Here is a 13,305-nt window from a genome sequence, read left to right as displayed (position 1 = left end):
ACCGGTGTTAACGCCGTGAGAGGGCGTCGTCCTAGGCCGCTAGACGATGGGGGCGGCGCGCCACTACGTGCGCTATTCCCGTCATACCGAGGCATGAACAGGATTTGTACCCCCAACCGGATTTGAACCGGTGTTAACGCCGTGAGAGGGCGTCGTCCTAGGCCGCTAGACGATGGGGGCCTTTCAACTCGCAAGAAGTCTTGCGATGGCTGGGGTACCAGGACTCGAACCTAGACTAAATGAACCAGAATCACTCGTGCTGCCAATTACACCATACCCCATGGCGCAATCCGCTTAGGTCTAAACCCAAGGCGGCGACAAGAGAAAAGAATACTCAAATGCGCTTCAGATGCCAAATCGCAGGCACGTGGCACTGATCATATTTGGATCACCACGCACCTGCGATCAGGCGTCAGTTAAAGGCTCAGCCCAGCTGGTTACGCAGAGCGTGCAGACGGTTCAACACGCTTTCGCGGCCCAAGATCTCCATGGACTCAAACAGCGGCGGGGAAACCTGGCGGCCGGTGACAGCCACACGAATCGGACCAAAGGCCACGCGAGGCTTGATATCCATACCTTCAACAATCAGCTCACGGAGGGCATGCTCCAGAGCCTCGGTTGTGAAGGGGCCGTCGTAGTTCTCGATGTAGTGAATCGTCGCGTCCAGAACCTCGGGAGCATTCTCCTTGAGCTTCGATACGGACTTTTCATCCAGCTCAAGCGCATCGTCTTCGGTGAAGAGGAAGCCCAGCATTCCAGGAGCCTCACCCAGCAACTGGATGCGGGTCTGGATGAGCGGAGAAGCGTGCTGCATAATCTTCTGCTCGTCAGCGGTCAGCTCCTCATAGGAGTCAGCCGAAACCAATCCCTCACGGTGAAGGAAGGGGATGATACGGCCTCGGAAATCATCCGGAGCAAGCAGACGAATATGCTCGGCGTTAATCGCGATGCACTTCTTGTGGTCGAAGCGTGCCGGGTTCGGGTTCACATCGGTGATATCGAAGGCCGCGGCCATCTCTTCCATAGAGAAGACGTCGTTATCCGGGCTAATCGACCACCCCAGCAGGGCCAGGTAGTTGTTCAAGCCTTCGGGAATCATTCCGGCTTCGCGGTGCAGGAGCAGGTTCGATTCGGGGTCGCGCTTGGACAGCTTCTTATTTCCTTCACCCATCACGTAGGGCAGGTGACCGAAGCGAGGCATGAACTTGGCAATGCCCAGCTCTTCCAGCGCACGGTAGAGAACGATCTGGCGCGGGGTCGATGAGAGCAGATCTTCACCACGCAGGACGTGGGTGATCTCCATGAGTGCATCATCAACGGGGTTGACCAGCGTGTACAGCGGGTGGCCGTTGGCGCGAACAATCACGTAGTCCGGGACCGAGCCGGCCTTGAAGGTGATCTCACCGCGGATCAGGTCGGTGAAGGTGATGTCCTCGTCGGGCATGCGCAGGCGAAGAACTGGCTGACGACCTTCAGCGCGATAAGCAGCGATTTGCTCTTCACTAAGGTCGCGGTCAAAACCGTCGTAACCGAGCTTGGGGTCTTCCCCCTTGGCCAGGTGACGAGCCTCAACCTCTTCTGGAGTTGAGAAGGATTCGTAGGCGTAACCGGCCTCAAGCAGCTTCGCGGCGACATCGCGGTAGATGTCCATACGCTCACTCTGGCGGTACGGCGGGTGCGGGCCGCCCTTACCGACGCCTTCATCCCAGTCCAGTCCCAGCCAGCTCAGCGAGTCAAGAATCTGGTCGAAAGATTCTTGAGAATCACGGGCAGCATCGGTGTCTTCGATACGGAAGACGAAGGTGCCTCCGGTATGGCGCGCGTATGCCCAGTTGAAGAGGCAGGTACGGACCATTCCCACGTGGGGGGTTCCAGTTGGCGAGGGGCAGAATCGGACGCGAACATCGGCGCCACTTGCAGTAGTCACACTCATAATCCCCTAGTTTAGCCCCCTTCTTATTGCGCTCGCGTCAATTCAATGGGTGTGAGAGGACTGAGCAGGGGCTCTCCCCCATTGAGGGATGACCGCACTGTTACCTTCGCTCACACCATGAAGGCGAATTCCGAATTATCAGCACTCCCCTTACACTGGGAGGTAGCTCACACACTTTGCCTTTTTGGGCACGTTTGGAAAGAAGTTTTCGCATGGATTTTTGCAGCGCTGAGGAACTCCGTCGCATTGGTTCACTGAAGTGGACGGGAGTTAAGCCCGCGGACGGCAGCGATGTCTTGGGCGCTTGGGTTGCAGAGATGGATTTTGGTACCGCTCCTTGTGTCGAGGAACGAATGACCCGCGCTATCCGCGAGGGTTTGCTTGGTTACAACCCCCGTTGGCTTGCACCAGAGGTTGCCCAAGCCACGGCCCAATTCCAAAAGAAGCGCTTCGGCTGGGATCTTGATGTCGACTCAATTCGCATGGCGCCCGCTGTCCTTCCAGCGTTGGAAGTAATGATCCAGTATCTGGTGCGCCCCGGATCAGCGGTTATCGTGCCAACCCCCGCTTACATGCCATTCTTGACAATTCCTCCCGCGCTAGGGCACCCGGTCATTGACGTGCCCTCATTGCACGATGATGCATACCCGGGTGGGTGGACCCTTGACCTCGAAGGGATTAAGGCAGGTCTCGAGGCCGGGGCTGGCCTAGTAATTCTCTGCAATCCGTGGAACCCCGTGGGGCGCGTATTAACAGAGTCCGAGATGCGGGCTTTACAGATGCTGGTGTCTCAGTACGACGCTTTGATCTTCGCGGATGAGATCCACTCCCCTCTGGTTTTGGGTGGCCGAGGCTTCACCTCCTATGCGCGGCTGGGCGCAGAATTTGCAGCACATACGATCACCGCAACTGCGGCAACAAAGGGCTGGAATATTGCCGGGCTACCGAATGCTCAGGTCATCGTTCCCGATGAAGAATTGCGCACGCGTTGGGATCGCCTGTGCCAGGAGAAGCTCCCCCATTCGACCTCAACAATTGGTGCGCTAGGCACAATCGAGGCCTACATAAACGGTGATGACTGGCAGCACGAAGTCCTTTCCGTCATCGAAGGCAATATCCGCACCGTTAACGAGGCGCTGACACCCACCGAGATCGACTTCCGCCCCCCGCAGGCAACCTACCTGACGTGGTGGGGTTTCGAGGCCTACCCAGAGTTGGGCCCCAACCCTTCCAAGACTCTGCTCCAACGCGCGCACATCGCGACGAACGAAGGAATCACCCTGGGTGAGCGCTACTCGAAGTGGGTGCGTGTGAACCTGGCGTGTTCCCCGCAGGTTACTGAAGAATTGGTTTCTCGGGTTCTAGGCGTTCTTTAGGCCTTTCTCCACGGCCTGCGCCAGTTGTTCACTCCGCGTCCAGAGCGGCCTCGATACCGGCAACGACCATTGTGGATGCCTTTCGCGCGGCGTCCACAACGTCTTGCGGGTCGGTTTGCGCCTGAGCGAAAGACAGGTCTGAGACAACAGACATACCGGCAACACGCACTCCCAGTGCGTGGGCGGTGATTGCCTCAAGAACGGTCGACATCCCAACGCAATCAACGCCCAATTGTGATAAGGCTCGACTTTCTGCACCTGTTTGATACTCAGGCCCACGAAGGAAGGCGTAAGTCCCCTCTCGACTGCAGTGTTCACGCATCCTCTTGCTCATCTCACTGTCCCAAACCTGTGAGATATCGACAAATAGGGGCCCATCAAATGGCGAGGAACCGCTGAGATTCATGTGATCCGTAATGATCATGACATCACCCAAGGACCAGTCGCGCAGGCATCCATTCGCATTGGTCACAATTGCGCGTTGGATACCCGCGCACGCAGCCGCACGGATCAGCGCGGTGACAGCAAGAGGCCCGTGTCCCTCATACAGGTGAGTTCGTCCGGTTGCGACCAGAACGGGGCCGCATTCGCGCATGTAGACACGAAGTTCATTGCGGTGTCCATCCGCAACCGGGGCGCTCACACCGGGAAGTGACCCCAAAGGCTGCGAGGCCAATGGCTCTCCCCACTGGTCGTTTAGCGCGTCAGCTAAGCCTGATCCCAAGACGACCAATGCGAAGGGCACTCCCCCGCAAAGGGTGCGAATCTGCTCCGCGGCGGCAGTGGCCTCGGGATCAAAAAGAACAGAAGAAAAACGGGGATCAGCTGTCAAAGCACACCTTCCTCAACTGTTAGCCGAGCGTGTGGGAAGGCGTGGCTTCCTGCGCACGAACGCGACGCGCACTGGTCAGCCAATATCCGCAGAAGCCTACGAGAAGGGCAAGAAGGATTCCGATGTTGGAACCGGCCCAATCTCCCTCTCGACCTCCGAGCGGACCAAGGAGATAGCCCTGCCACGCAAGCCACGAGGCATTTGCATTGACAACAAAACCCCAGCCGACGAAGGAACCGACAGCCAGTGTGACGATTGCTCCCCAGTTAACGGAACCGTAGCGTCCCGCTGATGTGAAGAGTGAGGGCTCGTCGTAGTCCTGATGACGGAGCGCGATGTCAGCAAGCATGACGCCGCCCCAGGTGGCAATGACCACGCCAAGGGTTGTGAGGAAGGCAGTGAAAGGAGTGAGGAAAGAATCAGCGAAGAAGACAACGACGATCGTTCCGATGGTCATGATGGTGCCGTCGATTGCGGTGGCCACGGGGCGGGTGACCGGGACGCCAGTTGCCAACAAGGAAAGTCCAGAAGAATAGATATCCATAACGATTCCACCGACAAGGCCAAGGATTGCAACGATCGCAAAGGGAATCAGGAACCAGGTCGGAAGAATTGTTGTCAACGCGCCGATCGGGTCGTTGCCGATGGCTTCAGAAAGAGTGTCATAGTTGGAACCAACTAGCAGCACACCGAAGATCACCAAGATAATGACGGGCAGCGCGGCACCTGCGGTCGTCCAACCAACGACCCCGGCGGTTGAGGCCTTGCGAGGAAGGTAGCGTGAATAGTCCGCTGCTGCGTTAATCCATCCAAAACCAAAACCAACCATGAGCATGCACATCGCACCCAGGAGCATTGCGAAGGGAGCCGCGGGACGTGCAGAAAGAACTGTGAAGTTGATTGTCGAGGCCGAGAGCAGAAGGTAGACGATCGTGAGGATTGCCGTCGCCCAGGTGATCCACGTTTGGACCTTCATGATCGCTTCAAATCCGAGGATGCCCGCTCCTGCTGCAAGGACAACAACGACGACCAAGGCGATGATCTGTGCAAGCAGGTGGTTGCTGAAACCAAGCGCTCCCATGACGGTCGCGGTTGCCTGAACCGCCATGATGGCAAGGAAGGTCTCCCACCCTACAGTGAGGATCCAGGAGATTGCTGCGGAGATACGGTTTCCGTTATATCCGAATGCCGCACGAGAGAGTACAAGGGTCGGTGCAGAGCCCCGCTTACCCGCGATAGCGATCAGCCCACACAGAAGGAATGAGAGTGCAACGCCAACAACGCTCACAAGGATCGCCTGCGTGAGTGAAAGGCCAAAGCCCAGCACCCACGAACCCCAGGAAATACCGAGGACAGAGATATTAGCGGCAAACCAAGGCATGAATAAGGACGATGGCGTGCCTTTTCTTTCGGATTCGGGGATCACATCTAGGCCGGCCATCTCGATGTTTAGACCAGACGAAACCTGAGTGGTCTCACTCATGAACAATGCTCCTCTGCATTCGTCTTCCCGCAGTTCATGTGGCGTTCAATCCACACTATGAACTATAGGGAAAGCAAGCAGCCGAAGGGTAGGTGCTCACGAAACTAATTCGAGGGATTGCCCACACCTTCGCAGGAGGAAAAAGCGGCCGGGTGAACTCAACATGTCCACCCGGCTGCCTCGGCCTCGAAAATCGAGAAACTAACTATGGCGAACCCAGTTCCGCAGAATTCCACCATCTTCAGACATATATGCATCCAGCAATTTTTGGGAATCAACAGGTGCAATATGCGCAAACTCAGTGAGTTCTCGGTGGGTGGGGAACATTGTGCGGACGGTTAAAGGCAGGACTTTTCCATCCAACTCAAGCCCTCCAACCCACGGAAAGAACTGCGAATACACGTAAGGATGAGCAACGGGATCAGAATCAACCTGCGGAATGATGATCGGATCCCAACCTAGATAACTACGTACGAACTCGCCCACGTGGATAATCGCGCCCTTTGCCGTCCAATCCTCGAAGGGCGAAGCAACGAAAGTCGAGCGATCCTCCCAACGTTCACTGGGACCATACTTGTACAGCAAAGTGCCCCGATCATCGTATTCGGTCCACAAGTTATGCCAGTAGATCCCGCTATCCCACGTCAGTGCAATACCAGTGCCGCGATTCATCCAGAAAGCGCCAGAGGATTTAGCGAATTCGATCAGTTGACTGGTAGTACTCATGACAGAGACCGTCCCTTCAAGATACCCAGTTCAACGCACTCGGCGACCGTCAAAAGTTCGCCACCGTAGATGAAACGTACTTCCCGCGCGCCACCTTCCATTCCAAAGTTCGGTGCAGTCACTCCGGTCACGATCAACGCGTACACGGGAAGCTTCGCAATCGTATACGCGTAGTAGGGCGAGTGGACATCGGTGATTGCCAGGCAGCGCTGCTCAAAAGAATAGGGCTTGCCATTGGGATCAACCTGCCACACGCGCGAAAGATAGGGGTAGCCGATCATATCGACCATGTCGCCGTACTTAGAGGTGTAGGCCTCCAAGCTGGTGAACTGCTCAATGCTGGAACGCAGCAGTGAAGAACTGACTTCTTCACTATCCATCAACCAACGCCAAGGCCCCTGCGGTTCCTTAGACTCTGGAGTCATCACTGAATCCATGTATTTCACCTTTCCATGAGCTGCTTCCCATCATATGCCACGAAAAATGTCATCCTGCGGGCTTCGAAAGCCACTGCGATAAAAGCGGCGCAGCATCCTCACGCAAGTAACACTCCAACACATCCAAAGGCGAATACTCAACCACGTGAGAAAGACCTGCAAGCAGGCGAAAATCGCTGGTTTCGCATGGATAGAAGTTCCCATCGTCTGAGCGAATTCCAAGGTAATCATGTCGAAGCGAAGAACCCGTGTGAACCATTGCCCACCCCGGATGGATCGAAGCGCTGTCTCCCAGTGTCAATTTGGGAAAACCGTATCGACTGCGCAGAGGATTTCCATAGTATTGAAGTACACAGTGGTCGAAAACGTCCCGATTAGTCGTCTGGAACAGAGCAGCACCTCTGGAGGCACGCTCGCAGTAGTAGAAGGAATAGACACCCTCTTGGTAATCGGCCTCTTCGTGGGGAGCAGCAAAAACCCCAGCATTGAAGACGACCCCACCGGCAGCGGCGAAGCTCCCAGTAACCTTCATACCCCAGGCATCATAAAGCACCTCGGCGAGGCGATCAGCAAAGTCCATTAGGCACCTCCTCAGGCATCCTTGTCTTCGCCGAAACGTAGCGTCTTTTGAATCCGCTCAAACCCGACAAAGCTGCCATGCTTTTACGCTACATCCGCAGAGCGACTCTCTACCAACTTTCAACAGATTTGACGTCACAATGTGGTCATCAAAAACCTTGGGGTGGCCGTGTTAAGCGGCCACCCCAAAGAAAACTACGAGTAGAAATAATTTCTACATCGCCAGGTTTGTTAGCGTCCCAATTCCTGCGACCTCAACCTCGACGCGTTCACCGTGCTTGAGCGGTCCGCCGGCCGGAGTACCGGTCAAGATGACATCTCCGGGAAGAAGCGTGCAGATCCCCGACACATAGGAAACAATCCGTGCAACGGAATATCCCATTTGAGAGGTGCTTCCACTGCCCCGTTCTTCCCCATTGATGCGGACCGAAATTTCAGCATTGTCGGGATCAAAATCCCCGCCAACAGTGATCCACGGACCCAGCGGGCACGCGGTATCCCAACTCTTCGCGCGACCAAGTGCTCCCCCGTCATCGCGAGCTGCATCCGCAGCGGTCAAGTCATTCGCGCAGGTGTAACCCAAGATCACGGAATGGGCGTCCTCTACGCTGACATCCTTAGCCAGCGTCTTGATGACCACGGCAAGCTCGGCCTCGTAAAAGACTTCCTGTCCCCAGGAAGGAAAGACAATCGGATCATCCGGGCCGATGACGGCAGTATTCGGCTTGAAGAAGACGGAGGGACGCGCCGGATCCTCACTGCGCTGCTCGCCAGGTGCCGGGTAGTTTCCGCCCAGACCAATGACTTTCGACCGAGGGATCACCGGAGAAAGCAAGCGAACCTCATCCAGTTCAAAGATCTGGCCAGAGGGCTCGACCGGCGAAAACAAAGGATCGCCCTTCAAACCAACAATCCGAGTCGATTCATCTTCCAAAGCCCCGTAGTGAATAGAGCTTCCTTGCGAGAAACGAGCAATGCGCATCGCGACCTCCTAAGTCTTGCCTGTAGCCTAACGCGAAGCGGGTTCTGCAGCCCAAATATCACCGGGAAGGTCGCCCGGAAGAAGGTCATTAGCCTGCGCAACGAAGACAGGATCTGCAATGCCGCGACGCCGCTGGGCCTCGTAGTCACGAAGAGCACCCAGACCCCACGGGGCAAGGACAATCAAGGCGACCAGGTTCGTCAAGGTCATAATGGCCATCGCGATATCGACGGAATTCCATACAAGATCCAGAGTGGTCAGCGAACCGATCACGACCGAGGCAACGGAGATCACTCGAACAGTCCAAGTCGCAGCCTTCGACTTCACGACGAAGGACAGATTGATTTCGGAATAGACGTAGGCCGCAATGATCGATGAGTAGGCAAGTACGAAGATCAGAATCGACATCGGCATGATGGTCCACTGCCCCAGCTGGTCGGCCACAGCAAGTGTCGTGAGGTTCGCGGGGTTTGCCTCGGGGTTCGACCAGACCTTTTCGCCAGCAATCAAGATGACGAAAGCGGTTGCGGTACACACGATGATCGTGTCAACGAAAACGCCCAGAGACTGGATGAGGCCCTGACGAACGGGGTGAGCGACGGTGGCGGTTGCAGCGGCATTGGGAGCAGTACCCTGACCGGCCTCGTTGGAGAAGAGGCCGCGCTTCGTGCCGTTGATGACCGCAGCGATAATCCCGCCGCCGAGGCCTGCAAGCGTCGGTTGCGGAGCGAAAGCTGCGGCGAAGATCTGACCGATGACAGCGCCGAACTTGGGCAGGTTCATCACGCAGATCACGGCAACCATGATGACGTAGACGGTGGCCATGATCGGTGCCATCCATTCGGTCACGCGAGCCACGGTCTTAATTCCACCGAAAATCACCATGGCCGAGAAGACAAAGAGCAGTGCTGCGATGACTAGGTGCGCACTGGAAAGGCCGCCCAGTCCCGGCAGAGGCTCGCGGCTCGAGGGGCTGAGCGCACCCAGAAGAGTCGTGGCGATCGCGTTGGACTGCACGGAGGTGATGACGAATGCACAGGTCACAACCGTGATGACAGCAAAAATGCTTGCCAAAACCTTATTCTTCATGCCTCGTGCAATGTAGTAGGCAGGGCCACCGCGGAAGGTTCCGTCAGCCGAACGAACCTTGAAGATCTGCGCAAGTGTGGCCTCGAAAAAGGCGGTCGACATACCGACCAAGGCAACAACCCACATCCAGAAGATCGCACCTGGACCGCCCATGAGCAGCGCAACGGCCACGCCAAAGACGTTACCGACGCCCACGCGTGCGGCCAAGGAGATTGTGAATGCCTGGAAGGAGGAAATCCCACCCTTTGCGCCACCGCGAGAACCCGAAATTGAGCGAATCATTTCGGGGAATTGACGAATCTGCATGAATCGTGATCGCACTGTGAGGTAAAGTCCCGTGCCAATCAGGATCCACACGGTTAGGTGCAAGGTTATCCAGTCAGCGATGTTTTGGATGGACTGTGCCAGATCCGCCATTCGTTCCTCCGCTATCTACTTTCAACAAGGTTGTGGGTCAGCGCCTCGAAGTCTATCGCGATGGGGCAATCTTCTTCGCTTTTAGCCGCAAACTGGACGCAGATGCGGGGAGGTCTGGGAAGATAGAAGCATGAGCGCTCCGTTAAATGAACTCCTCGACGATCTGGAAGATCGCGGTTTACTGGCCGACGATGATGCCCTCTATGAGGCATTTTCATCGTGGGCATCATCAACGGGGCGTCCTCTCTACCGACACCAAGATGAGTCTTTGATTGAGATTTTGTCTGGAAACCACGTCATTGCAGCAACGCCCACGGGCTCTGGCAAGTCAATGATTGCTTTGGCTGCGCATTTTGTGTCCATGGCACATGGCGGCCGCTCGTACTACACGGCGCCTTTGAAAGCACTGGTCTCAGAAAAGTTTTTCGACTTGGTGTCGCTGTTCGGCGCCGACAATGTCGGAATGGTGACGGGCGATGTCTCATTGAACTCAGACGCTCCGATCATTTGCTGTACCGCGGAAATCCTGGCAAATCAGTCCCTGCGTGAAGGACCGACGCTCGACGCGGACATGATTGTTATGGATGAGTTCCATTTCTATGCTGATCCGCAACGAGGCTGGGCGTGGCAGGTTCCTCTTCTTGAACTCACTCGCCCACAGTTCATTGCAATGAGCGCGACGCTTGGAGATACGACTGTTTTCCGCAAGCAATGGACGGATCGCACGGGACGGCCGACGGTAGAAATTACCGATGCGCAGCGCCCTGTTCCCTTGGAATACGACTATGTTGTTGACCCTCTTCAGGACACGGTCGAGCGTCTACTGTCAGAGGGGCGCCACCCGATCTACATCGTTCATTTCTCACAAAAAGATGCGGTTGATACGGCCTCATCATTGATGGACCGCAAGCTGGTTTCACCCGAAATTCGTTCTCAGATCTCGCGCGAGATTTCGACAGTGTCGTTTACGAAAGGTTTTGGGCAGACTCTGCGCGGACTCCTCTCCCACGGCATTGGCGTTCACCACGCTGGAATGCTGCCGCGCTACAGGCGCCTCGTTGAGCGCCTAACCCAGCAGGGGTTGCTCCCGGTTATCTGCGGAACTGACACCCTTGGAGTCGGAATCAATGTCCCCATTCGCACGGTATTGCTGACCTCCTTGGTGAAGTTCGATGGAAGCAAGATGCGTCACCTACGTTCGCGTGAATTCCATCAGATCGCGGGACGCGCGGGGCGTGCAGGTTTCGATACCGTTGGTTTTGTCCGAGTTCTGGCCCCAGAGCACGAAGTGGAGACGGCCCGCGAGCGCGCTCGTTTAACAGCTGCTCAAGAGGCTGCTCGTGATGAGCGCGAAGCAAAACGCGCAAAGAAGAAGGCGTCCAAAAAGCGCAGCGGTCCGAAGGAAGGCCAGATCACCTGGTCGCGTTCGACTTTTGAGCGTCTCCGTGATGCTGCTCCCGAGGCATTGCAGTCTCACTTTGAGATCACTCACTCCACTGTTCTCAACGTGTTGGGCGGCGCAGCAGATGCTGGGCGAGATCCTGCGGAGCACCTTGTCTACTTGGCATTGCACAATGATGACCAGCCGCTTCCAGCTAACCCGCATATCCGTCATCTTGCAGATATATATACTTCTCTGCTTCAAGCCGGGGTTGTTGAGCATCTCTCCAGTTCCCGCGCTCAGGAGTTGGGTGTCTCTAGATTGCAGTTGGTTGCGGACCTGCCGGATGATTTTGCGCTCAATCAGCCGCTTTCTCCCTTCGCTTTGGCTGCATTTGAGTTGCTCGACCCCGATTCGCCGACATTTGCTCTTGACGTGATTTCCATTGTCGAGGCCGTGCTTGAGGATCCCCGGCCCCTGCTGTATGCGCAAGAAAACCAGGCGAAGGCTGCGGCCGTTGCGTCCATGAAGGCGCAGGGCATGGAATACGACGAGCGCATGGCTGCCTTGGAAGAGATCTCGTGGCCAAAGCCTTTGGAAGAACTCCTCTCCCCCGCATTTAGTGTCTATGCGCGTTCAAACCCATGGGTGGGAGATCTTGAACTCTCACCAAAGTCTGTCATTCGCGAGATGATCGAAAACGCTATGACCTTCACCGAGCTCATTTCCCGTTACGACGTAGGGCGCTCAGAGGGCGTTATCTTGCGCTATCTCAGTGATGCCTATCGAATGATGCGCCAAGTGATCCCAGAAGAAATCATGACCGAGGAACTTGAGTCCATGATTTCGTGGCTGGCTGATCTGATCCGTAGCGTTGATTCTTCTCTTCTGGATGAATGGGAAGCAATGATGAACGGGGAAGAATTGGTCGAGGCTGAAGGAGTTTCTTCTGCCGTTGGAGCTGAGCGCGCATTTGGAGCCGATGAGTCCGGCGCAATTGCTTTCACGGCAAATCGTCATGCTTTCCGCAATACCGTACGTCGCACGCTCTTTAATTTTGTTGAGTTGATGAGTCGTGATGATGTCGATGAACTCGAGCGAGCAACTGCGCAGGCCGCAGATAACAACGAGCTCTTTGCTCAGGTGGCGCCATGGACAGGTGATGATTGGGATCATGCCCTGGAACGCTACTGGGCAGAACATGACTGGATCGACATCAATCAAGGTGCGCGTTCCCAAGCGCTATGCGCATTGGAGGAACAGGTCAGCGGCGAAGATGTCTTGGCCTTGATGCCCTTCTCTGTCAGGGATAACGCTAATCAGCGCAGTCGTTTCGAGGCCTTTGCTCGGGCTGTTGATGAAGCTCCAGCTGGTTCGGTCTGGCTGGCGACTCAGACCATCACGGATCCTGAAGGCAATATGGACTGGCGTATTGCCGCACTCGTGGATCTGGCTGCCTCGGACAAGGAAAAGCGGGTGGTTCTAACAGTGCTCACGGTCGACGCGCGGTAGGTGCCTACTTCGATACCTGCACGGCCTCTGGCTTCGACATAGCTCTCAATTGCCGCCTCGGCAGCTTCATAGTTTGCGACGCGCGCTCTCCCTCACAGGACGCTCGCCAATCTCCTGCTGAAGACGTAGAAGGTACCCGTCGGGATCCTGAACCAAGAACTGGCGGACGCCGATCTCAATATCGCCTGCCCGATACCACTTCTCTTCAGGCTCAACGAAGATTGGCCACCCTGCGCTCTCGATACGCCGCAATACGGTATCCACATTCTCGACCTGCACCTCAAAGTTGATCCCGCGACCAAGCGGTGGCTCAAGGGCGCCGGTCTCCCACGTCCTCCCCCGGTTGATCTGGTCGAGCATCAGGTGCGCATTGCCCAAGACGAGGTACCCAAATCCCTCCTCGAGTCGCTCATAGCGGAGAGAAAAACCGACCAAATCGCACCAGAAATGCCGGGAGGCCTCATAATCGGTGACGGAAAGTTCGGGAACAAGCCCGGGTTCGCAGGTCATTTCTGCACTCTATCAGGTAAATCGGATGCAGAAGCCAAACTCGGTCAT

At 56.1% G+C, this 13,305-nt stretch carries 11 protein-coding genes and 2 tRNA genes; 2 read left to right on the top strand and 11 right to left on the bottom strand.

Translation table 11 applies throughout. From position 1 onward, the window contains the following. Positions 1–107: 107 nt before the first annotated feature. The 3 genes from ADG72_RS08410 to gltX all read right to left on the bottom strand — a co-directional run bounded on the left by ADG72_RS08410 (position 108) and on the right by gltX (position 1,933). Positions 108–180 (bottom strand) — tRNA-Glu (locus ADG72_RS08410). A gap of 26 nt (positions 181–206) precedes the next feature. Further along, a tRNA-Gln gene (locus tag ADG72_RS08405) sits at positions 207–281 on the bottom strand. A gap of 143 nt (positions 282–424) precedes the next feature. Further along, positions 425–1,933 carry a glutamate--tRNA ligase gene (gene gltX / locus ADG72_RS08400; RefSeq protein WP_034251726.1) on the bottom strand — a complete coding sequence of 503 codons (1,509 nt, stop codon included), beginning with the start codon at positions 1,931–1,933 and terminating at the stop codon, positions 425–427. 212 nt (positions 1,934–2,145) lie between these two features. Between gltX and ADG72_RS08395 the strand changes: the two genes are divergently transcribed. Beyond that, complete coding sequence (locus ADG72_RS08395) at positions 2,146–3,309, top strand: MalY/PatB family protein (RefSeq protein ID WP_048714324.1); 1,164 nt, start codon at positions 2,146–2,148, stop codon at positions 3,307–3,309. A gap of 28 nt (positions 3,310–3,337) precedes the next feature. On the opposite strand, the gene ADG72_RS08390 is transcribed toward ADG72_RS08395, so the two are convergent. The 7 genes from ADG72_RS08390 to ADG72_RS08360 form a co-directional block, all read right to left on the bottom strand. Then, positions 3,338–4,141 (bottom strand): purine-nucleoside phosphorylase, encoded by an 804-nt coding sequence (locus ADG72_RS08390; protein WP_048714323.1) that lies wholly within the window; start codon positions 4,139–4,141, stop codon positions 3,338–3,340. Positions 4,142–4,160: 19 nt separating this feature from the next. Next, positions 4,161–5,624 carry a purine-cytosine permease family protein gene (locus ADG72_RS08385; RefSeq protein WP_048714321.1) on the bottom strand — a complete coding sequence of 488 codons (1,464 nt, stop codon included), beginning with the start codon at positions 5,622–5,624 and terminating at the stop codon, positions 4,161–4,163. A 201-nt stretch (positions 5,625–5,825) separates the two neighbouring features. Further along, positions 5,826–6,350 carry a hypothetical protein gene (locus ADG72_RS08380; protein ID WP_048714319.1) on the bottom strand — a complete coding sequence of 175 codons (525 nt, stop codon included), beginning with the start codon at positions 6,348–6,350 and terminating at the stop codon, positions 5,826–5,828. Next, positions 6,347–6,787: a glycohydrolase toxin TNT-related protein gene (locus tag ADG72_RS08375; RefSeq protein WP_048714317.1), complete on the bottom strand. Its 441-nt coding sequence runs from the start codon at positions 6,785–6,787 to the stop codon at positions 6,347–6,349. Before ADG72_RS08375 ends, ADG72_RS08380 begins: the two co-directional genes overlap by 4 nt. A 49-nt stretch (positions 6,788–6,836) precedes the next feature. Then, positions 6,837–7,367 (bottom strand): hypothetical protein, encoded by a 531-nt coding sequence (locus ADG72_RS08370; RefSeq protein ID WP_048714315.1) that lies wholly within the window; start codon positions 7,365–7,367, stop codon positions 6,837–6,839. Between the two features lie 213 nt (positions 7,368–7,580). Next, positions 7,581–8,348: a fumarylacetoacetate hydrolase family protein gene (locus ADG72_RS08365; protein WP_048714313.1), complete on the bottom strand. Its 768-nt coding sequence runs from the start codon at positions 8,346–8,348 to the stop codon at positions 7,581–7,583. 27 nt (positions 8,349–8,375) lie between these two features. After that, on the bottom strand, positions 8,376–9,854 hold the full coding sequence (locus ADG72_RS08360) for an alanine/glycine:cation symporter family protein (RefSeq protein WP_048714311.1): 1,479 nt from the start codon (positions 9,852–9,854) through the stop codon (positions 8,376–8,378). A 130-nt stretch (positions 9,855–9,984) separates the two neighbouring features. Here ADG72_RS08360 and ADG72_RS08355 point away from each other — a divergent pair, with 130 nt between their 5' ends. After that, positions 9,985–12,747, top strand: coding sequence for a DEAD/DEAH box helicase (locus ADG72_RS08355; RefSeq protein ID WP_048714308.1), 2,763 nt, complete (start codon positions 9,985–9,987; stop codon positions 12,745–12,747). Positions 12,748–12,813: 66 nt separating this feature from the next. Here ADG72_RS08355 and ADG72_RS08350 read toward each other — a convergent pair whose 3' ends face one another. Then, on the bottom strand, positions 12,814–13,257 hold the full coding sequence (locus tag ADG72_RS08350; protein ID WP_048714306.1) for a bleomycin resistance protein: 444 nt from the start codon (positions 13,255–13,257) through the stop codon (positions 12,814–12,816). Between the last annotated feature and the right edge of the window lie 48 nt (positions 13,258–13,305).

This window comes from Trueperella pyogenes (genome assembly GCF_001070855.1).
In the GTDB taxonomy this organism is placed as follows: domain Bacteria; phylum Actinomycetota; class Actinomycetes; order Actinomycetales; family Actinomycetaceae; genus Pauljensenia; species Pauljensenia pyogenes_A.
This window is presented reverse-complemented; position numbering and strand designations above follow the sequence as displayed.